Origin of the sequence: Streptomyces sp. NBC_00358 (assembly GCF_036099295.1) — a bacterium.
In the GTDB taxonomy this organism is placed as follows: domain Bacteria; phylum Actinomycetota; class Actinomycetes; order Streptomycetales; family Streptomycetaceae; genus Streptomyces.
Window position 1 is genome coordinate 7,604,899 of sequence record NZ_CP107976.1, and the last position, 19,700, is coordinate 7,624,598.

The 19,700-nt window shown below is 72.2% G+C and carries 17 protein-coding genes; 15 read left to right on the plus strand and 2 right to left on the minus strand.

Annotated elements, in window-relative coordinates:
• Positions 1-77: 77 nt before the first annotated feature.
• Positions 78-2,294, minus strand: coding sequence for an MMPL family transporter (locus tag OHT01_RS32545; protein WP_328556672.1), 2,217 nt, complete (start codon positions 2,292-2,294; stop codon positions 78-80).
• A 134-nt stretch (positions 2,295-2,428) separates the two neighbouring features.
• Between OHT01_RS32545 and rpe the strand changes: the two genes are divergently transcribed.
• The 7 genes from rpe (at position 2,429) to OHT01_RS32580 (ending at position 9,028) form a co-directional block, all read left to right on the plus strand.
• On the plus strand, positions 2,429-3,115 hold the full coding sequence (rpe, locus tag OHT01_RS32550; RefSeq protein ID WP_328556673.1) for a ribulose-phosphate 3-epimerase: 687 nt from the start codon (positions 2,429-2,431) through the stop codon (positions 3,113-3,115).
• Between the two features lie 78 nt (positions 3,116-3,193).
• Complete coding sequence (locus OHT01_RS32555; RefSeq protein WP_261702744.1) at positions 3,194-4,237, plus strand: sugar-binding transcriptional regulator; 1,044 nt, start codon at positions 3,194-3,196, stop codon at positions 4,235-4,237.
• A 52-nt stretch (positions 4,238-4,289) separates the two neighbouring features.
• Positions 4,290-4,736 (plus strand): ribonuclease domain-containing protein, encoded by a 447-nt coding sequence (locus OHT01_RS32560; RefSeq protein WP_328556674.1) that lies wholly within the window; start codon positions 4,290-4,292, stop codon positions 4,734-4,736.
• On the plus strand, positions 4,733-5,110 hold the full coding sequence (locus OHT01_RS32565) for a barstar family protein (protein ID WP_328556675.1): 378 nt from the start codon (positions 4,733-4,735) through the stop codon (positions 5,108-5,110). The genes OHT01_RS32560 and OHT01_RS32565 overlap by 4 nt, the downstream gene beginning before the upstream one ends.
• 96 nt (positions 5,111-5,206) lie before the next feature.
• A complete protein-coding gene (locus tag OHT01_RS32570; RefSeq protein ID WP_328556676.1) occupies positions 5,207-6,661 on the plus strand; it encodes a GuaB1 family IMP dehydrogenase-related protein in 1,455 nt (484 codons plus the stop codon).
• Positions 6,662-7,063: 402 nt separating this feature from the next.
• A complete protein-coding gene (locus tag OHT01_RS32575; protein ID WP_328556677.1) occupies positions 7,064-8,545 on the plus strand; it encodes an amino acid permease in 1,482 nt (493 codons plus the stop codon).
• A gap of 30 nt (positions 8,546-8,575) precedes the next feature.
• Entirely contained in the window at positions 8,576-9,028 is a 453-nt protein-coding gene (locus tag OHT01_RS32580; RefSeq protein WP_015661832.1) for an Lrp/AsnC family transcriptional regulator, read from the plus strand.
• 132 nt (positions 9,029-9,160) lie between these two features.
• On the opposite strand, the gene OHT01_RS32585 is transcribed toward OHT01_RS32580, so the two are convergent.
• The gene (locus tag OHT01_RS32585) at positions 9,161-9,901 is read right to left on the minus strand and encodes a GntR family transcriptional regulator (protein ID WP_328556678.1); all 741 of its coding nucleotides are present in this window, start codon (positions 9,899-9,901) and stop codon (positions 9,161-9,163) included.
• A 211-nt stretch (positions 9,902-10,112) separates the two neighbouring features.
• Here OHT01_RS32585 and OHT01_RS32590 point away from each other — a divergent pair, with 211 nt between their 5' ends.
• From OHT01_RS32590 to OHT01_RS32625, 8 genes are all read left to right on the plus strand, one after another.
• Positions 10,113-11,270, plus strand: coding sequence for an ABC transporter substrate-binding protein (locus OHT01_RS32590; protein ID WP_328556679.1), 1,158 nt, complete (start codon positions 10,113-10,115; stop codon positions 11,268-11,270).
• The gene (locus OHT01_RS32595; RefSeq protein WP_328556680.1) at positions 11,267-12,175 is read left to right on the plus strand and encodes an ABC transporter permease; all 909 of its coding nucleotides are present in this window, start codon (positions 11,267-11,269) and stop codon (positions 12,173-12,175) included. The genes OHT01_RS32590 and OHT01_RS32595 overlap by 4 nt, the downstream gene beginning before the upstream one ends.
• Entirely contained in the window at positions 12,163-12,987 is an 825-nt protein-coding gene (locus tag OHT01_RS32600; RefSeq protein ID WP_328556681.1) for an ABC transporter permease, read from the plus strand. The genes OHT01_RS32595 and OHT01_RS32600 overlap by 13 nt, the downstream gene beginning before the upstream one ends.
• The gene (locus tag OHT01_RS32605; protein WP_328556682.1) at positions 12,984-14,045 is read left to right on the plus strand and encodes an ABC transporter ATP-binding protein; all 1,062 of its coding nucleotides are present in this window, start codon (positions 12,984-12,986) and stop codon (positions 14,043-14,045) included. The genes OHT01_RS32600 and OHT01_RS32605 overlap by 4 nt, the downstream gene beginning before the upstream one ends.
• Positions 14,046-14,731: 686 nt before the next feature.
• Entirely contained in the window at positions 14,732-16,282 is a 1,551-nt protein-coding gene (locus tag OHT01_RS32610) for an HAD-IA family hydrolase (protein ID WP_443043475.1), read from the plus strand.
• 174 nt (positions 16,283-16,456) lie between these two features.
• On the plus strand, positions 16,457-18,769 hold the full coding sequence (locus tag OHT01_RS32615) for a sensor histidine kinase (RefSeq protein ID WP_328556684.1): 2,313 nt from the start codon (positions 16,457-16,459) through the stop codon (positions 18,767-18,769).
• Positions 18,759-19,262, plus strand: a complete 504-nt coding sequence (locus tag OHT01_RS32620) for a roadblock/LC7 domain-containing protein (protein ID WP_328556685.1) — start codon at positions 18,759-18,761, stop codon at positions 19,260-19,262. Before OHT01_RS32615 ends, OHT01_RS32620 begins: the two co-directional genes overlap by 11 nt.
• Positions 19,263-19,269: 7 nt before the next feature.
• Positions 19,270-19,650, plus strand: a complete 381-nt coding sequence (locus OHT01_RS32625) for a DUF742 domain-containing protein (RefSeq protein ID WP_328556686.1) — start codon at positions 19,270-19,272, stop codon at positions 19,648-19,650.
• Positions 19,651-19,700 lie beyond the last annotated feature (50 nt).

The following is a 19,700-nucleotide window of genomic DNA, read 5'->3' on the forward strand; positions in this document are numbered from 1 at the left end:
CCGGCCGTTGGTTTCGTCCGGCCCGCGGTGGGCGGCGCCGCGCTGCCCACCGCGTCCGCCTGTCGCGGTTCGCTTCGTCAGCCGGGCGGCGAAGCCGGGTCCGAGGCCTGCCCGGGTCCTTCGGTTTCGCCGGGTGTTCCGGGGGCCCCGGGAGCGTCCGGCTCGGCCGCGTCCGGGGGCGGGACGCCGCCGTCCTCGTGGGCGAGCCGGTGGGGCCACCACACCTTGGGGCCCACGTCGAGGAAGAGCGCGGTGACCAGTACCGAGCGCACCACGAAGGTGTCCAGGAGCACGCCCAGGGCGACCGCGAAGCCGATCTCCGCGAAGCCCACGATCGGCAGGGTGCCGAGGGCCGCGAACGTGCCCGCGAGGACGAGACCGGCGGAGGTGATCACCGCCCCGGTGGTGGCGAGCCCCGTCACCACACCCTCGCGAGTCCCCCGGTGCCCCGCCTCCTCGCGGATGCGCGTCGTCAGGAAGATGTTGTAGTCGATGCCGAGCGCCACCAGGAACACGAAGACGAACAGGGGGAAGGCCACGTCCTCGCCCGCGTAGTCGAAGATGTGCCGGAAGGCCAGCGCGCTCACACCGAGGGCCGTGGCCAGCGACAGCACCACGGTCCCGATCAGCAGGAGCGGAGCGACCAGAGCGCGCAGCAGGACGCTCAGGACCAGCAGGACCACCAGCAGGACGAGCGGGATCACCAGGTAGTTGTCGTGCGTCTGGGCCTTCTCCATGTCGAGCAGGGCCGCCGAGCCGCCGCCCACCTTCGCGTCGGCGCCGGGTACGGCGTGCACCGCGTCGCGCACCCGCTCGACGGTGGCCTTCGCCGCCGCGCTGTCGGAGGGGGCACGGGTCGTCGCCTCGAACAGCACCCGGCCGCCGTGCTCGGGCGCGGTGCCCGGCGGCACGCCGATGCTCGTCGGCACCACCCCCGGGTCCGCCGCCACGGTACGGCCGACCTCTCTGCCCTGCGCCGTGTTGGACACGATCACCAGCGGATCCCCGTCACCCGCGGGGAAGTAGCGTGCCGAGACCTCCTGGCCGACGATCGAGTCCGGTCTCCCGGTGAAGGTGTCGGCGTTGGAGATGCCCGCGGCCCGCAACTGGATCAGCCCCAGGGACAGCACCCCCAGCGCCAGTGCCGTGGCCACCCAGGTCGTCCGGGGGCGGCGGGCGATCCGGCGGCCCATGCGCGCCCAGACGCCGCTCTTGGTCGGATCGGCCGAGCCGACGTGCGGGACGGCGGGCCAGAAGATCCAGCGCCCGAAGACCAGCAGCAGGGCGGGGAAGAGGGTGAGCATGGTCAGCAGGCCGACGCCCACGCCGATCGCCGCGACCGGTCCGAGACCGCGCGTCGAGTTCATCTCGGCGACCAGGAGCACCAGCATGCTCAGCACGACCGTCGCCCCGGAGGCGAGGATGGCCGGACCGGCCCGGTTCATGGCGAGTGCCATCGCCTCGTGGCGGTCCTCGTGGCGGCGCAGCTCCTCGCGGTAGCGGGCGACCAGCAGCAGCGCGTAGTCGGTCCCCGCGCCGAACACCAGCACCGTCAGGATGCCCGCGCTCTGCCCGTTGACCGTCAGACCGGCGTGTTTCGCCAGCAGATAGATCAGCGCCTGCGCCGTGAACAGCGCGACGACCACGCCGAGCAGCGGGACGAACAGCAGGGTGGGGCTCCGGAAGGTGATCAGCAGCATCACGACGACGACGGCCATCGCGGCGTAGAGCAGGGTCGAGTCGATGCCCTTGAAGGCGTTGGAGGAGTCCGCGGCGGTACCGCCGGGCCCGGTGACGTGCACGGAGAGCCCGTCGCCGCCTTTGCCCACCTGGTCGCGGATGGAGGCGACGGCGGGGGAGATCCGCTGCCAGCCGGCCGCGTCCATCGTGATGGGGACGTAGATCTGCGCGGCGCGCGGATCCACGGGCCGGTCGAAGGCCGGTCCCCGGGTCTCCGCGCCGCGGACGCCGTGCTCCCGCAGTGCCTTCACCTGCTGGACGTCCTCGGCGATCTGCCGGCGGTCCTGTGCCGTCAGACCGTCCGGGCGCGCGTAGACGACGACCGCGGGAATCTGCTCGGGCCGGAACTCGTTCGAGATGTCGAGGACTTGGGTGGACTCGGCCGAGCCCGGCAGCCAGGACTGGGCGTCGTTGTCCTGGGCGTCACTGAGCTTCGCGCCGAGCGGTGCCACGAAGACGAGCACGAGCAGCCACAGGGCCAGGACCAGCCACTTGGACCGGCGTCCGCACACGATCCCGATGGCCGCCCGCTTCCAGGCGTCGAGCTGCTTCATGCCCACCCCCGAGGTCGGACGCGGCGCCGCTGGGCCGCCCAGCATGGCATGCCGGAGGGTCGTAGGACATCCGCGGAACAACCCAGGTCCGGACCGAGGCGGGCAACCGGCCCGGGACATGGCAGTCTTGGGGCATGGCCGTGCAGATCAACCCCAGCATCCTGTCCGCCGACTTCGCCCGTCTTGCCGAGGAGGCAAGGGCGGTGGAAGGCGCGGACTGGCTCCATGTCGACGTCATGGACAACCATTTCGTACCGAACCTCACGCTCGGGGTGCCGGTCGTGGAGTCTTTGGCCCGCGCGACGGACACACCGCTGGACTGCCATCTGATGATCGAGGACCCCGACCGGTGGGCTCCCCAGTATGTGGAAGCCGGTGCGGGCTCCGTAACCTTCCACGTGGAGGCCGCCGCCGCGCCCGTCCGGCTCGCCCGTGAGATCCGGGCCAAGGGTGCCCGTGCCTCCATGGCGCTCAAGCCGGCGACCCCCATCGAGCCGTACGAGGACTTGCTGCCCGAGCTCGACATGTTGCTGATCATGACGGTCGAGCCCGGATTCGGGGGTCAGGCCTTTCTTGACATCATGCTCCCCAAGATCCGCCGCACGCGCGAGTTGATCAGCAAGCACGGCCTGGAACTGTGGCTCCAGATCGACGGCGGTGTCTCGGCGTCCACCATCGAGCGGTGCGCGGAGGCGGGCGCCGACGTGTTCGTCGCCGGATCGGCGGTGTACGGGGCGGCGGACCCGGCCCAGGCGGTACGTGCACTGCGCACCCAGGCACAGGAGGCGACGGCCCATGCGTCGTGGGCGTGCGACCACTGAACCAAGGGAACGTGAACGCCGCCCATCAGGGCGGATCAAGTGCGCCGGATCTGCAAGGATGAACGGCGAATCCAGAGTGTGAACAGAAGTGAGGAGATCGCCGTGTCGGGTATGTCGGCGGGCCGGTCAGCCATGCGGATGGGACCCGCTGAGCTGGTCCAGGCGGCGGCCATGGCCCGCCGCTTCTACCTTGAGGGCAAATCCAAGATCCAGATCGCCGAGGAGTTCGGCGTCAGCCGCTTCAAGGTGGCCCGGGTCCTGGAGACCGCTCTCGAACGGGATCTCGTGAGGATCGAGATCCGCGTCCCGGCCGAGCTGGACGCGGAGCGCTCGGACGCGCTGCGTGCCCGCTACGGCCTGCGGCACGCCGTGGTCGTCGAGTCCCCGGCCGAGGCCGAGGAGTCGCCCGACCCGGAGAACCTCGGCGAGGTGGCCGCCGACCTGCTCGGCGAGCTCGTCAACGAGGGCGATGTGCTCGGTCTCGCCTGGGGCCGCTCCACGATCCACATGGCGGCGGCGCTCGACCGGCTCCCGCCGTGCACCGTGGTGCAGCTGACGGGGGTGTACGACGCGGGTACCGCCGAGCGCGGCTCCGTCGAGGCGGTCCGGCGCGCCGCGCAGGTGTCGGGCGGCGACGCCCACCCCATCTACGCGCCGATGCTGCTGCCCGACGCGGCCACCGCGGCGGCGCTGCGCAACCAGACGGGGATCGCCCGCGCCTTCGAGTACTTCGACAAGGTCACGGTCGCCTGCGTCTCCATCGGCTCGTGGGAGCCGGGCATCTCCACGGTGCACGACATGCTCAGCGACGAGGAGCGCGCCCACTACGCGTCCCTCGGTGTCGCCGCCGAGATGTCCGCGCACCTCTTCGACGCCGAGGGCCGGCGGGTCGGGCGTGACCTCGGCGAGCGCTGCATCACGGTCGAGGCCGACCGGCTGCGCCGTATCCCCGAGGTCGTCGCCATAGCGGGCGGGCAGCGAAAGGCCGCCGCCATCGACGCGGTGCTGCGGTCCGGGCTCGTCACCAGTCTGGTGACGGACACCTCGGCCGCGGACGCGCTGATGACGGCGGGACCGCCGCCGCGCCCGGCGCTGAACCGGGCCGACCCGGACGGGCCCTGAGGAGAACACCCAGAGCGCGCCGCGAGGGGACGGCCGTGGCAGCATCGACGTCATGCTGCTGCGGCCGTCCCCTCGCACGTTCGCGGGCCGCCTGCTCGCGGGACTGCTGGTCTGTCTGACGGTCCTGCTGGCGGGCTGCTCGTCGACGGGCACCGCCGCCCCCGGCGACTCCGCCGCCACGGCCGCGAGCGGTGGCGCGGCGGTCCCCTCCTGGGCCGGCGGCCTGCCGGTCGTCCCAGCGGCCGCGCTCCCCGCCGAAGCGCGGGCCACCCTCGTGCTCATCGACCGGGGAGGCCCCTTCCCGTACGCCAAGGACGGCGCCGTCTTCGGCAATTTCGAGCGGGAACTGCCCGGGGAGGCCAACGGGTACTACCAGGAGTACACGGTGCGGACCCCGGGCGAAGGCGACCGCGGGGCCCGGCGCATCGTCACCGGGCGGCACGGGGAGATCTTCTACACCGACGATCACTACAACTCGTTCAAGGCGGTGCTGAGATGACGCACGGTCCGCTCGCGCAGGTGTGCCGCTCCGCCGGATGGCAGGTCACGGAGCTCGATCTCACCGGTGTGCTCGACAAGGCCGGCTTCATGGCGCGCTGTGTCCGCGCCCTCGACCTGCCGGAGTGGTTCGGGCGGAACTGGGACGCGCTCGCCGACGTCCTCGGCGACCCCGACTGGGGACCGGCCAGCCCGGGCAGGCTCCTCGTCGTGACCGGCTGGCGCCCCTACGCGAGGACGCGGCCCGACGAGTGGGAGACGGCCCAGGAGGTCCTGGAGTCGGCCTCCGGCCACTACCAGCAGTTCGACGCCACGCTCTCGGTCGTCCTCACCCTTGGAGGATCCGACCAATTGCCCCCTGACCAGCCTGGATGATCTGTCCGGCGACCGTACGGGGGCTGTCGTGGGACAATGAAGTACGTGCTCTTCCCCCTGGCTGACCTGTCCGGGGGCCACCTCTGATCGACTGGGATGTGCAGGCACGTGCGTTTCCTCAACGACATCCAGCCCCCGTACGACCTGACGTACGACGACGTCTTCATGGTGCCCAGCCGCTCCGCTGTCGGCTCGCGTCAGGGCGTGGATCTCAGCTCTCCCGACGGCACGGGCACCACCATCCCGCTCGTCGTCGCCAACATGACGGCGATCGCCGGCCGCCGGATGGCCGAGACCGTCGCCCGCCGCGGGGGCCTTGTCGTCATTCCGCAGGACATCCCGATCGAGGTCATCACCGAGGTCGTCTCCTGGGTCAAGGGGCGCCACCTGGTGCTCGACACCCCGATCCGCCTCGAACCCCACCAGACCGTCGCCGACGCGCTGGCGCTGCTGCCCAAGCGCGCGCACAACGCGGGCGTCGTCGTGGACGAGAACAGCCGTCCGGTCGGTGTGGTCACCGACGCCGACCTCACCGGTGTGGACCGCTTCACCCAGCTCTCCGAGGTCATGTCCAAGGACCTGCTGCTCCTCGACGCCGACATCGAGCCCCGAGAGGCGTTCAACCGGCTCGACGGCGCCAACCGCCGCTACGCCCCCGCCGTGGACGCGGACGGCAAGCTGGCCGGCATCCTCACCCGCAAGGGCGCCCTGCGCGCCACCCTGTACACGCCGGCCACCGACGCGGGCGGCCGGCTGCGCATCGCCGCCGCCGTGGGCATCAACGGCGACGTGGCGGGCAAGGCCAAGCAGCTGCTCGCCGCGGGCGTCGACACGCTCGTCATCGACACGGCGCACGGCCACCAGGAGTCGATGATCAGCGCCGTCCGGACGGTCCGCGCCCTCGACCCGCAGGTGCCGATCGTCGCGGGCAACATCGTCGCCGCCGAGGGCGTCAAGGACCTCATCGACGCGGGTGCCGACATCATCAAGGTCGGTGTCGGCCCCGGCGCCATGTGCACCACCCGCATGATGACCGGCGTCGGCAGGCCCCAGTTCTCCGCGGTCCTGGAGTGCTCGGCGGAGGCCAAGAAGTACGGCAAGCACGTGTGGGCCGACGGCGGTGTCCGCCACCCCCGTGACGTCGCGATGGCGCTGGCCGCCGGTGCGTCCAACGTCATGATCGGCTCCTGGTTCGCCGGCACGTACGAGTCGCCGGGCGACCTCCAGCAGGACGCCAACGGGCGGCTGTACAAGGAGTCGTTCGGCATGGCGTCCGCGCGCGCGGTCAAGAACCGCACCAGCGAGGAGTCCGCGTACGACCGCGCCCGCAAGGCGCTGTTCGAGGAGGGCATCTCCACCTCGCGGATGTTCCTCGACCCGTCCCGTCCGGGCGTCGAGGACCTGATCGACTCCGTCATCGCGGGCGTCCGTTCCTCCTGCACGTACGCGGGCGCCAACTCCCTGGAGGAGTTCGCCGAGAACGCGATCGTCGGTATCCAGAGCGCGGCGGGCTACGCCGAGGGCAAGCCCCTGCACGCAAGCTGGAGCTGACCGCCCCCGTTCCCCGTACGGCCCCTGTTCCCTCCCGGGAGCAGGGGCCGTACGCGTGTCCCTGCTGGGTGACGGGACCGTACGCGCGGGTGGCCTCGGAAGGAGATCCGGAAGAGAGCTGACGACCCGTCAATTCAGCGGTCTCCGTGGCCCGGTAGCCCGCCGAAAGGCGCCTCACGCAACCATCGAAAGGCCCCGCGCAACGAACACGCGGCCGGGATGCGATGAACGCAACGATCTTGCGGAGATGCGCAAGGTTGCTGCATTACGCCCGTGAAGCCGGACTCATAGGGTCAAGCGCTGTACACAGGCGTGGCGGGAACCCCGCTCGGTGGGTCCCTCCTGTCGGGGGAGCCGCCGGTTCCCGTCCTCGTCGACCCACAGCGATGAAGGAGCCAGCGCGTGCTCGACCAAGGCGCACCCCCGCAGTCCCCACCCATGTCGACCGCGCCCTCCCCGGGGGTCGGCGCGCGGCTCATGCGCCGAAAGCCGGTGGAACGCCTGGTGGAGGAGGGCGGCCAGGGCGAGGGAGGCTCGTTGCGGCGCTCCCTCGGCCTGTGGCAGCTCACCATGATCAGCATCGGAGCCACGCTCGGCACCGGCATCTTCGTCGTCCTCGGTCAGGCCGTCCCCAAGGCCGGGCCGGCGGTCACCCTGTCCTTCGTGATCGCCGGTCTCACGGCGCTCTTCTCCGCCCTCTCCTACGCCGAGCTGGCCGGCACCATTCCGGTCGCCGGATCCTCGTACTCGTACGCGTACGCAACGATGGGCGAGCTGATCGCCTGGATCTGCGGCTGGTGCCTGGTCCTGGAGTACGGCGTCTCGGTCGCGGCCGTCGCGGTCGGCTGGGGCGAGTACCTGAACGAACTGCTCGACGGCACCATCGGCGTCACCATTCCGGACGCGCTGTCCGCGCCGCCCGGTGACGGGGGCATCTTCAACCTGCCCGCGCTCATCGTGGTGATGCTCGCGATGGCGTTCCTGCTCGGCGGAGCGCGGGAGTCCGCGCGCGCCAACACCATCATGGTCACGGTGAAGATCGCCGCGCTGGTGCTGTTCTGCGCGATCGGCGTCCAGGGCTTCCGCTCCGGCAACTACGACCACTTCATGCCGCTCGGCATGGCGGGCGTCAGCGCCGCCGGCGCCACCCTGTTCTTCTCCTACATCGGCTTCGACGCCGCCTCCACCGCCGGTGAGGAGGCCAAGGACCCGCAGCGCGACCTGCCCCGCGCGATCATGCTCTCGCTGGTCATCGTGACCGCCCTGTACGTCCTCGTCGCGGCCGTCGCCGTCGGCGCGATGCCCTGGCGGCAGTTCGGCGACGCGCACGCCGCGCTCGCCGAGATCATGAAGGACGTCACCGGGCAGACCTTCTGGGGCACGCTGCTGGCGGGCTGCGCGGTCATCGCCATCGCGAGTGTCGTGCTGACCGTGCTCTACGGCCAGACCCGCATCCTGTTCGCGATGGGCCGCGACGGCCTGGTGCCCAAGGTGTTCGCCAAGGTCCACCCGAAGACCGGCACGCCCCGGGCCAACACGGTCATCGTCTCGCTGTTCTGCGGTGTCCTCGCCGCCGCGATCCCGCTCGGCCAGCTCGCCGACGCCACCAGCATCGGTACGCTCTTCGCCTTCGCACTGGTCAACGTCGCCGTCGTCGTGCTGCGCCGGACGCGCCCGGCCATGCGCCGTACCTTCCGGGTTCCGCTCGCTCCGGTGCTGCCCGCCATCGGCTTCCTGCTGTGCGTGTGGATGATGGCCAGTCTCTCCGCCGTGACCTGGGTGGTCTTCGGAGTCTGGATGGCCGTCGGGCTCGTGTTCTACTTCACTTATGGCTACCGCCGGTCCCGGATGGCGACCGTGGAACCCGTCGCCGAGCAACCGTAGAACTCCTCGCAGAAAAGTGAACCACCCGCAGTGCTGAACGATCTCGACGAACGCATCGTGCACGCCCTCGCCGAGGACGCCCGTCGCTCCTACGCGGACATCGGGCAACTGGTCGGGCTGTCCGCGCCCGCCGTGAAGCGGCGGGTGGACCGGCTGCGGGCCACCGGGGCCATCACCGGGTTCACCGTACGGGTGGACCCGGCGGCGCTCGGCTGGGAGACCGAGGGCTTCGTCGAGATCTACTGCCGGCGGAACACCTCGCCGGAGACCATCCAGCGGGGCCTGGAGCGGTATCAGGAAGTCGTGGCCGCCTCCACCGTCACCGGGGAGGCGGACGCGGTGGTGCAGGTCTTCGCCTCGGACATGCGGCACTTCGAGCGGGTGCTCGAACGGATCGCGGGGGAGCCGTTCGTGGAACGGACGAAGTCCGTCCTCGTGCTTTCGCCGCTGCTGCGGAGGTTTTCCTCGGGGTCGCCCACGTAGTCGGCGCCCCCATCAACGCTGGTGCGCCCGAGGGGGTCGGGGGGCCTGCCTCCGCGCGGCTGCGGGATTGTCGTGGCTGGGCGCGCAGTTCCCCGCGCCCCTTACGGGCGCTCCCGCGCCCGGAGCGGACCGCTACTCCGCTGTCTTCCTCGCCAGGGCGTTGTTCCCGATGGAGTTGTGGACGCTGAAGCTCACCGCGTCCGAGCGGTAGCGGTCGTCGGACCATTCCACCGGGCGTCCCTCGCGGGTGGTCGTGACGCGGCGGACGCGCAGCAGGGGGCTCGTGCGGCGGACTCCGAGCAGGTCGGCGTCCCGGGCGCCGGCCGCGACGGCGTCGATGACGTGCTCGCCGTACGCGAAGACCAGACCGGTGTTCTCGAAGAGCCGCTGCGTGACGGAGGGGCACTCGGGCTCGATCGCCGCCACCGCGGGGGAGATCCAGTCCGCGTACACCGTGCGCTCCAGCAGCACCGGCTCGCCGTCCAGGCCGCGGACCCGCAGCACATGCAACACCTTTGTCCTCTCGCGGAGTTGGAGGCGTACGGCGTCCTCGGCGGTCGCCGGGCGGAACTCCTGCGCCACCACGTGCCCCGTCGCCCCGCGCCCCATCGCGCGCGCCCACTGGGCGAAGCTGCGCAGTTCGGCGAAGCTCTGGCTGCGGCGGCCCGCGAGGACCACCCGGCGGGCGCCCTGGCGTGAGCCGATGAGCCCCTCGGCGGTCAGGGCCGCGACGGCCTGGCGGACCGTGCCACGCGAGACGCCGTACTGGGCCGCGAGGTCGGTCTCCGCCGGCAGCAGGCTGCCCACGGTGTACTCCTCGCGGTCGATCGCCCGCCGCAGCTCCTCGGCGATCTCCTCGTGTCGCGCCGCCATTCTTCCCCTCTGATCCGACCGCTGTGCACAGTGTGATCAGCCTAATCGACATCGGACGCCGATCCGCTGCGGCCGGGATTGTGCAGGGAATGGGGGGTCACGGTTTCACCAAAGTTTACGAACAGGACACCATCGGCGGGCCTACTGGGGCCAACTTGTTCAGACAAGTTCTCCGTCCCGCTCCACCCTCGTGCGTCACCCTGGAGAGACCGTGACCGTGTTCCTGCCGAGGACCGCCCTCCTCACCGGCGGCATCGCCGTCGCCGCAGCACTCACCCTGAGCGCCTGCGGCGCCGCTCCCGACGACAAGGCGACCACCGCCGACGGCAAGAGCGCGGCCACCGCGACCTCCGCCGCGGACTTCGGTGGTCTCGACGCCCTCGTCAAGGCGGCCAAGAAGGAGGGCACGCTGCACGCGATCGCCCTTCCCCGCGACTGGGCCAACTACGGCGCCCTCATAGACGGCTTCACCAAGAAGTACGGCATCAAGATCGAGGTCGAGAGCCCGGACGGCACCAGCCAGGACGAGATCAACGCCGTCACCTCGCGCAAGGGCCAGGACCGCGCCCCCGACGTCCTCGACCTCGGCAGCTCCTTCGCGCTGAGCGCCGCCCAGCAGGGGCTGCTCGCCCCCTACAAGGTGACCGCCTTCGGCGACCTGCCCGCGGGACAGAAGGATTCCGCCGGGCGCTGGTACAACGACTACGGCGGCTACATCTCCATCGGCTGCGACGCCAAGAAGGTCAAGGAGTGCCCGACGACCTTCAAGGACCTGCTCAAGCCGCAGTACAAGGGCCAGGTCGCGCTCAACGGCAACCCCACCAAGTCCGGTTCGGCCTTCGGCGGCGTGTACGCGGCCTCACTGGCGAGCGGCGGCTCCTTCGACGACATCCAGCCGGGCCTCGACTTCTTCGCCAAGCTGAAGAAGAACGGCAACTACACGCCCGTCGAGTCGACCCCGGCCACCGTCGAGAAGGGCGAGACGCCCATCAGCATCGACTGGGACTACCTGAACGCCGGTTACGCCGACGAGTTCAAGTCCAAGGGCGTCGACTGGAAGGTCTCCGTGCCCTCCGACGGCCAGTTCTCCCAGTACTACTCCCAGGCCGTCAACAAGGACGCCCCGCACCCGGCGGCGGCCCGTCTGTGGCAGGAGTACCTCTACAGCGCCGAGGGCCAGAACCTCTGGCTCAAGGGGTACGCCCGCCCGGTCCTGATGCCCGCGATGGAGAAGGCCGGCACGCTGGACAAGACGGCCGCCGCGAAGCTCCCCGCGGTCTCCGGGACGCCGAGCTTCCCGACCGAGGACCAGCAGAGCAAGGCCAAGACCGTGCTCGCCCAGGGCTGGGGCAAGGCCGTCTCCGGATGACCACCGCTCTCACCGAGGCCCCGGCCGACGTGGCGCCCGCCGCTGCCCACCGGCAGCGGCGGGGCCGCCGCGCCACCGGTCCGCTCGCCGTCCTCCCGCTGCTCGTCTTCGTGGCGGTCTCCTTCGGCGTTCCCGCGCTCGCCATGCTGGGCGGCGCCTTCACCGTCAAGGACCAGACCACCGGCGCCAGTTCGTACACCACGGCGAACCTGACCGGCTCGTTCCAGGGCGCGTACCTGACCGCTCTGATCGGCAGCGTCAAGCTGTCCGCCGTCTCCGCGGGTCTGGCGACCCTCCTCGGACTGCCGCTCGCCCAGGCCGTGGTGACCTCCCGCTTCCGGGGGCTGCGCGAGGCCGTGCTCACCGCCTCCGGGGTCCTCGCCAACTTCGGCGGCGTCCCGCTGGCCTTCGCCTTCGTCGCGACCCTCGGCAACTCCGGCGTGCTGACACGGCACTTGAGCCTCGCCGACAAGGGCTGGAACCTCTACAGCTTCTGGGGTCTGGTCGTCGTCTACCTGTACTTCCTGATCCCGCTCATGGTCCTCACCATCACGCCCGCCCTCGACGGCCTGCGCTCCCAGTGGCGCGAGGCGGCGCAGAACAACGGCGCCACCTCCGTCCAGTACTGGCGGCACGTGGCGCTGCCCGTCCTCATGCCCTCGCTCCTCGGCGGACTCGTGCTCCTGTTCGGCAGCGCCTTCGCCGCGTACGCCACCGCCGCCGCCATGGTGGGCAGCGCGGTGCCGCTCGTCACCCTGCAGATCGCCGACGCCATCTCCGGCAACGTGCTGGTCGGCCAGGAGAACGTGGCGCTCGCCCTCAGCCTCGACATGGTCCTCATCGCGGGCCTGGTCATGGCCGTGTACCTGCCCCTGCAACGACGGAGCGCGCGATGGCTCGCCTGAACCTGTGGCGCTGGGTGGTCCTCGCCCTGGCCGCGCTGTACTTCCTGGTGCCCATGGCCGCGTCCGTGATCTTCACGGTCGACGTGCCGGGGCAGGGCGTCACCTTCGACGCCTACAGCCAGATCGTGTCCGCCGACGGATTCGTCTCCAGCCTGCTGCTCTCGCTGGAACTCGCCGCCGCGACCATCGTCGTGGTGCTGCTCCTGATGGTGCCCGCCACCGTCGCGCTGCGGCTCGGCTCGCCGAAACTGCGGCCGGTCGTCGAGGTGGTGTGCTCCCTGCCGCTGGTCGTCCCGCCCATCGCGTTCGTCGCGGGGATCGCCACCGTCCTGAAGTGGGGGCCCGAATATCTGTCGCGCACCCCGCTGTTCGAGACGTTCGTGGCGATCCAGGACCCGGGCTTCCCGGTCGTCCTCGTCCTCGCGTACGTCGTGATGGCGCTGCCGTTCGTGTACCGGGCGCTGGACGCGGGGCTGCGGGCCGTCGATGTCCGCACCCTCGTCGAGGCGGCCCGCAGCTGCGGCGCGAGCCGGCCGCAGGCGCTCGTGCGCGCGGTGCTGCCCAATCTGCGCGGCGCGCTGCTCAACGCCTCCTTCCTCACCCTGGCCCTGGTGCTCGGCGAGTTCACGGTCGCGCGCCTGCTCGGCTACCAGCCGTTCGCCGTGTGGATCTACAACATCGGCGGCTCGCAGGCCCAGATGTCCGTCGCCGTCTCCGTGCTCAGCCTGTTCGTCACCTGGGCCCTGCTCCTCGCGCTCGCCGTCTTCGGCGGCCGCTCCCGTACCGCTTCCGCCTCCCAGGGACAACCATGACCGCCGCCACACCCGACAAGGCCGCCACCGTCGAATTCCGGGGTCTCAGGCGGGAGTTCGGTCCGACCGTCGCCCTCGACGGCCTGGACCTCGCCGTCCGGCCCGGTGAACTCCTCGCCCTGCTCGGCCCCTCCGGCTGCGGCAAGACCACCGCGCTGCGCATGCTGGCCGGCTTCGAACATCCCGATTCCGGTGAGGTGCTGGTCGACGGCCAGGACATCACCCGGGTTCCGGCGCACCGCCGCGACGCCGGGATGGTCTTCCAGTCGTACAGCCTCTTCCCGCATCTGAACGCCCTGGACAACGTGGCCTTCGGACTGCGGATGCGCAAGGTGCGCACGGCCGAACGGCGTTCCCGCGCAGCCGAGTTGCTCGACCTCGTGGGCCTCGGGGACAAGGGCGAACGGTTCCCGCACCAGCTCTCCGGAGGCCAGCAGCAGCGCGTCGCGCTGGCCCGCGCGCTCGCCCTGCGGCCCCGCGTCCTGCTGCTCGACGAGCCGCTCTCCGCGCTGGACGCCAAGGTGCGGCTCTCGCTGCGTGAGGAGATCCGCCGCCTGCAACTGGAACTCGGCATCACCACCCTGTTCGTGACCCACGACCAGGAAGAGGCGTTGTCCATGGCGGACCGGGTCGCGGTGATGCGGGCCGGCCGGCTCGAACAGTGCGCGTCGCCCGCCGAGTTGTACGGGCGCCCCGCCACCGCCTTCGTCGCCGAGTTCGTGGGCACGATGAGCCGGCTCCCGGGAACCCTCGACGGCGACCGGGTCGAGGTGCTCGGGAGGCGACTGCCGGTGGACGGGGACGCGCCCGCCCCGGGGGAGGTGCATGTGCTGGTACGGCCCGAGGCGGTCCAGGTGAGCGCCGACGACACCGGTGACGCGCGGGTCGTGGCCACCGCGTTCCTGGGCGCGGCCACCCGCGTGACCGTGCGGCTCGCCGACGGCACCGAGGTCAAGGCCGACCTGCCCACGCACGAGGCCGCGACGCTCACGTCGGGCGCCGCCGTGACCGTCACCCTGCCGGACCGTCCGGTCCTGGTCGCCGAACGCACGGGCTGAGGAGCGACCGGCATCGCCCGCACGAGGCCACCGGCAGGCCGCCCCGCCCGGGCGCCCGGCACCGCGACGGGCGCGGCCTCCGGAGGCAGGCCCGCCCGCGGCAACGGGGGCGCGGCCCGCGAGGACCGGCAGCGGTCCCCGGGTGGGCGCGCCGTCGCGGTCCGCGCCGCGGACGGACCCTGCGTCACCCGGCCCCGGATTCCGGCTCCGGTACCGGCGTGACGGCCGGGCCCGGCGCCGGGCGCCCTGCCCCGCCCGGTCCCCGGACCGGCCGGCGGGCGTCGTGTCCTGCCCTGCACTGCACTGCCCTGCACTTCACGGTGCGGACAGGTTCGCGCGGTCGGGGTCCGGGCGTCGTACTCGCCCGACTGTCCGGACCGGCCGGTGGGGCGCCGTGTCGGGCACCCCGCGGTGCGGACGGGTTCGCACAGTCGGCACCCGAGCGCCCCACCCGTCCGGCGCCCGGACCGGTCGGCGGGTGCCCGGCCCGGCACTCGGGGGTGCCGGGCCGGCGGGCCGGTGGGCCCGGGGGCCCGTGGCGGACGCGTGTGCCTCGCTGCCAGGTCGGCATCGCGCGGCCGGGGTGCCCGGCCGTTCAGGCCCGCGCGATCCCGGCCTCGCACCGCCGGTCCGGCGCCCCGGCAGCCGCCCCGGCCCCACCGCCGCGGAATCGACCACCGCATTCGATGCCCCTCACCCGAACCCCTCACCCGAACCCGTCACTCGATCCCCCACCGAGAAAAGAGAACCCAGTGACCCACCGCACCACCGCCCGGCCTCCCCTTCAGGCCGTCCTGTTCGACATGGACGGCACGCTCGTGGACACCGAGCGCCTGTGGTGGGAGGCGGTGGAGCAGGTGGCCGACGGGTTCGGGCACGTGCTGACGGGGGCCGATCAGCCGCAGGTGCTCGGGCGGCCCGTCGAGTACACCGCCGCGTGGTTGGCCGGGATCACCGGTGGGCCGGGAGAGGGGATCGCCGCCGAACTGCACCGGCGGTTCGCCGACCGGGTCCGAACGGGCATCGTGCCCCGCCCGGGGGCGACGGAACTGCTCGACGCGCTCGCCCGTGAAGGTGTGCCCACCGCTCTGGTGACCGCGTCCCCGCGCGCGGTCGCCGACACCGTTCTCGAAGCGCTCGGCGCCGAACGCTTCGCCGTCTCCGTCACCGCCGACGACACCGAACGCACCAAGCCCGCCCCCGACCCCTACCTCGCCGCCTGCCGGGCTCTCGGCGTCGAACCCGCCGCCTGCGTCGCCGTCGAGGACACCCAGACCGGCGTCACCTCCGCCGAGTCGGCGGGCTGCGCCGTCCTCGCGGTGCCCTCGCTCGCGCCGATCGCGCCCGCGGCCGGCCGCACCGTGCTCGGCAGCCTGGAGGGGGTGTCCCCGGCCCGGCTGCGCGCGATGGTCGCCCCGGGCGAGCTGCGGGTGATGACCTGGAACCTCTGGTTCGGCGGCACCAAGGTCGACGGGTACCGCGAGAAGCAGATCGAGATCATCGCCGGGACGGGCGCGGACGTGATCGGCCTCCAGGAGACGTACGGGAGCGCGGCACGGGAACTCGCCGACGCCCTCGGCTGGCATCACCACCAGGCGGGCGACAACCTCGGCGTCATCAGCCGCCACCCGATCACCGCCCGGCTGGGCGACCCGGACGTCGGTTTCTACGGGGGGACCGGCGTCCGGCTCGAACTGGACGGCGGGCAGCGGGTGGACGTCTGGAGCGTCCACCTGGACTGCGCCCCGTACGGTCCGTACGAGGCACGCTTCGACGGACTTCCGGCGGCCGCGCTGATCGCGCACGAGAGCGGGCGGCTCGCCCGGATGGGGGAGATCCTGCGGCGGATCGCCGACTCCGCCGAGGAGTCCGTGCCCGTCGTCCTCACCGGCGACTTCAACGTGCCCTCGCATCTGGACTGGCCGGATGTCGCCTGGCCGGTGACGCGGGCCGCCGAGGAGGCGGGCCTGCGCGACTCCTACCGCGCGGCCCACCCGGACCCGGTACGGGATCCCGGGCACACCTGGTCGCCCGTCCACGCCGAGCACGAGGACGGCAGCGGGCGCCAAGAACCGCAGGACCGGATCGACTTCGTCCTGCACCGGGGCCTGACCGTCCTCGACTCCCGCACTCTGGTCAGCGGCACTCCGCGGGCCTGGCCGGAGGTGGCGGGCAACGACTGGCCCTCCGACCACGCGGCGGTCGTCACCGTATTCGCCCTGCCCGGCCACGAATGAGGGAAGGTGTCCCGTGACGGCGTGCAGCGTGCGTTGAACGCTCAGTCAGTCCGGACCATTGCGGTACGGGCTCAACATCGACTAGTTTGAGCCGCGCGCCCGCTACCCGCGAGTAACACATGGGTTACCACACGTCACCCGGCCATCCGACCGTCCTGTCGTCCTGGGGAGACCATGCGCTGGCCCTTCGGTCGTCCGTCCACGGTCCGTTCGCGGATCGTGGCCCTCTCGATCGCTCCGGTGATCGCCCTGATGACACTGTGGAGTTTCGCCATGGTGTCCGTCACCGGGGAACTCCGCGCACTGGTCCGCCTCCAGGGTGTCTACAACACCTTCGGTACGCCGGTCGACACGGCGGTAGGCCAGATCCAGATCGAACGACGCCTGGCCGCCGCCTACTTGGGCACGCGGCAGGGAACGGCGGCAGGCGTCGCGCTGCTGGCCCAGGAGCGCCGCACCGACCGCGCGGTGACCGCCCTGCGCGCGGCGGTCCGGGGCGGGGACCGGGGCAGTCTGTCCGGTCAGCAGCGGCAGGCGCTCGACGCCATGCTCCATTCCGTCGACGGGCTGGAGGGGCTCCGCGACCGGGTGTTGTCCCACACCGTCACCTGGGACCGGGCCGTGGCCGAATACAGCACCCTGGTGGAGCCCTCGTTCGACGTCGAGTCCGCGCTGACGGCGCTCCAGGCGGGTCAACTGGCCCGTGAGTCACAGACGGTCGTCGAGCTGGTGCGGGTCCGGGACTTCGTGTCCCGCGAGGACGCGCTCGTCGCCGGGGCACGAGCCGCCGGAAGCCTCACGGACGGCCAGTACGACACCCTCACCGCGACCGTCGAGGACCGCCGGGTCTTCGAACGGACCTATGTGCCCGACCTTCCGGCCGACTCGCGCGCCCTCTTCGAGGACTTCCAGCGCGACGACCTCCACAAGGAGCTGACCCGGGACGAGGACGCCCTGCTCCGGGCGGGCGCGCGGCGCGCGGGCGAAGCGGTGGCGGCCGGCTCCTGGCGCACCACCACCGACCGCGCCGTCAAGCGGTACATGCGGCTGTGCACCCGGTCGGCGGTCAACTCCGCCGCGCGCGGGCGGACGTTCGCCTACCAGGAGCTGGCCAAGGCCGCGATCGTCGGCGTGCTCGGCCTGGCCGCCGTGGGCCTGTCCCTCTGGTTCGCGGTGCGCGGCGCCCGGCGGATCTCGCGCCGCCTGGAGTCGCTGCGGGACGCCGCCGATCTGCTGACCAATCGTCAGCTTCCGCACGTCATGGAGCGGTTGAGCGCCGGAGAAGAGATCGACGCCGCCGCCGAGGCGCCGCCGCTGGCCGACGTGGAGGCGGTGGCCGACGAGATCGGCCAGGTCGGCCGGTCCTTCAACACCGCCCGGCTCGCCGCCGTGGAGGCCGCCGTCAAGCAGGCCACCCTGCGCCGCGGGCTGTTCGCGGTGCTCCTGAACATCGCCCGCCGCAACCAGGCGCTCGTCCACCGCCAGCTCAAGCTCGTCGACACGCTGGAGCGGCGCACCGACGACCCGGACGTCCTGGACGACCTGTTCCGGATCGATCACCTCACCACCCGGATGCGGCGCCACGCGGAGAGCCTGATCATCCTCTCCGGCTCGGCCCCGGGCCGCCGTTGGCGTCGGCCGGTACCCGTCGCCGAGGTGGTGTCCTCCGCGGTGAGCGAGATCGAGCAGTACGCGCGCGTCGTGGTGCCCCCGATGCCCGAGGTCGGCGTCGCGGCGGACGCCGTCGCCGACGTCGTCCATCTGATCGCCGAACTCGTCGAGAACGCGACCGTGTTCTCACCGCCCCGCACCCAGGTGACCCTGCGCACCGGACGGGCCGGGAGCGGCTTCGTCCTGGAGATCGACGACCGGGGCCTCGGCCTCGCGCCGGACCAGATCGACGAGGCCCACCGCACCCTCACCACGCCGGAGGACTTCGACCCGACCCGGCACGACCGGCTCGGGCTGTACGTGGTGGGGCGGCTCGCGGCACGCCACGGCATCAAGGTCACACTGTGCCGCTCGCCGTACGGCGGTACGACGGCGGTGGTGCTGTTGCCGGAGGCCGTTCTCGCGCCGGTGGACCCGGCGCGCCCGGCGGCGGACCCGGAACCGGTGGGGCTGCCCGTCCGGACCGGCACCCTGGTCCTCCCGGGGCAGCGGAGGACGCGGCGTGAACTGGAGGACGGCACCGCGCCGCAGGAGGCTCCGGTTCCGGACCCGCCGGTGCTGCCCACCCGGGTCCGCCAGCGGGCCCTCGCCCCCGAGCTGCGCGACGCGGCACCCGTGGCCGACGGGGCGCCGGAGCGCGAGGTCACGGCGGAGGAGATGCGCGCCGTCTTCGGGGCCTTCCAGCGCGGCCTCGACCGTGGCCGCAAGGGCCTGCCCACACAGCCGGAAACCGGCGGGCCCGGTACAGCGCGGTCCGGCCCCGCCGCGCAGCGAACCGACACCGAGGAAGGGACGGACGCCGACGATGCGCCCTGACCAGCTCCCAGAGCACCCCGCTCGCACCCTGGAGGCCCGGAACCCGGAACCGGCGGGTGCCGCCGCCGACCCAGGGGGCGACGGGGACCGGCCCGGCACCGATCTCGGCTGGCTGCTCGACGACCTCGTGGCCAGGACCGACCACGTCCGCCAGGCCGTGCTCCTCACCGCCGACGGTCTCCCGCTGAGCTGCTCGGACGGCATGCGCAGACGGGACATCGAGCACCTCGCCGCGGTCTGCGCCGGCTTCCACAGCCTGGCCCGTTCGGCGGGCGAACGCTTCGCCGCCGGCGGTGTGCGCCAGACCATGGTGATGCTCGACGACGCCTACCTCTTCATCACCCCGGCGGGTGACGGAAGCCGGCTGGCCGTGCTCAGCGAGGTGCAGACGGACGTCGGACAGCTCGCCCACGAGATGGAACTGCTCGTCCGCCGCGTCGGCCGCCACATGGCCGCCGCCGTACGTTCGGCGGCTGACCCCGCGGGCCACTGATCCGGCCGTGACCGACGACCACTGGTACGAGGACGAGACAGGGCCGATGGTCCGGCCCTACACCGTCACCGGGGGCCGGACCAGGCCCTCGGACCGGCACGTCATCGATCTGATGTCGCAGGTCACGGTCCTGGAGACGGACGGTGGACGGCCCGGCGTCGATCATTCGTCGGCGGCCCTGCTCGACCTGGCCCGCCGCGGGCCCCGGCCGGTCGTCGAGCTCGCCGCGGACGCCGACCTGCCGCTGACCGTCGTCCGCGTCCTGCTCGGCGACCTGGCCGAGGCCGGTCTGGTGCGCATCGACGAGCCGCACCGTCCGCCACCCGGAGGCCCGGTGGCCGACCCGGAACTGCTGCGCGAGATCGTGGAGCGGCTGCGCGAACTGTGAGCCCCCCGAAGCGCCCCGCGGTCCGAACCGGCGGGCGAGCCGGCCGCGCG

Bases quoted from the DNA above. Each gene is read 5' to 3' on its own strand.
- OHT01_RS32545 (WP_328556672.1), bottom strand. From the start codon at position 2,294: ATGAAGCAGCTCGACGCCTGGAAGCGGGCGGCCATCGGGATCGTGTGC.
- rpe (WP_328556673.1), top strand. From the start codon at position 2,429: ATGGCCGTGCAGATCAACCCCAGCATCCTGTCCGCCGACTTCGCCCGT.
- OHT01_RS32560 (WP_328556674.1), top strand. From the start codon at position 4,290: ATGCTGCTGCGGCCGTCCCCTCGCACGTTCGCGGGCCGCCTGCTCGCG.
- OHT01_RS32565 (WP_328556675.1), top strand. From the start codon at position 4,733: ATGACGCACGGTCCGCTCGCGCAGGTGTGCCGCTCCGCCGGATGGCAG.
- OHT01_RS32570 (WP_328556676.1), top strand. From the start codon at position 5,207: ATGTGCAGGCACGTGCGTTTCCTCAACGACATCCAGCCCCCGTACGAC.
- OHT01_RS32585 (WP_328556678.1), bottom strand. From the start codon at position 9,901: ATGGCGGCGCGACACGAGGAGATCGCCGAGGAGCTGCGGCGGGCGATC.
- OHT01_RS32595 (WP_328556680.1), top strand. From the start codon at position 11,267: ATGACCACCGCTCTCACCGAGGCCCCGGCCGACGTGGCGCCCGCCGCT.
- OHT01_RS32600 (WP_328556681.1), top strand. From the start codon at position 12,163: ATGGCTCGCCTGAACCTGTGGCGCTGGGTGGTCCTCGCCCTGGCCGCG.
- OHT01_RS32605 (WP_328556682.1), top strand. From the start codon at position 12,984: ATGACCGCCGCCACACCCGACAAGGCCGCCACCGTCGAATTCCGGGGT.
- OHT01_RS32610 (WP_443043475.1), top strand. From the start codon at position 14,732: ATGCCCCTCACCCGAACCCCTCACCCGAACCCGTCACTCGATCCCCCA.
- OHT01_RS32615 (WP_328556684.1), top strand. From the start codon at position 16,457: ATGCGCTGGCCCTTCGGTCGTCCGTCCACGGTCCGTTCGCGGATCGTG.
- OHT01_RS32620 (WP_328556685.1), top strand. From the start codon at position 18,759: ATGCGCCCTGACCAGCTCCCAGAGCACCCCGCTCGCACCCTGGAGGCC.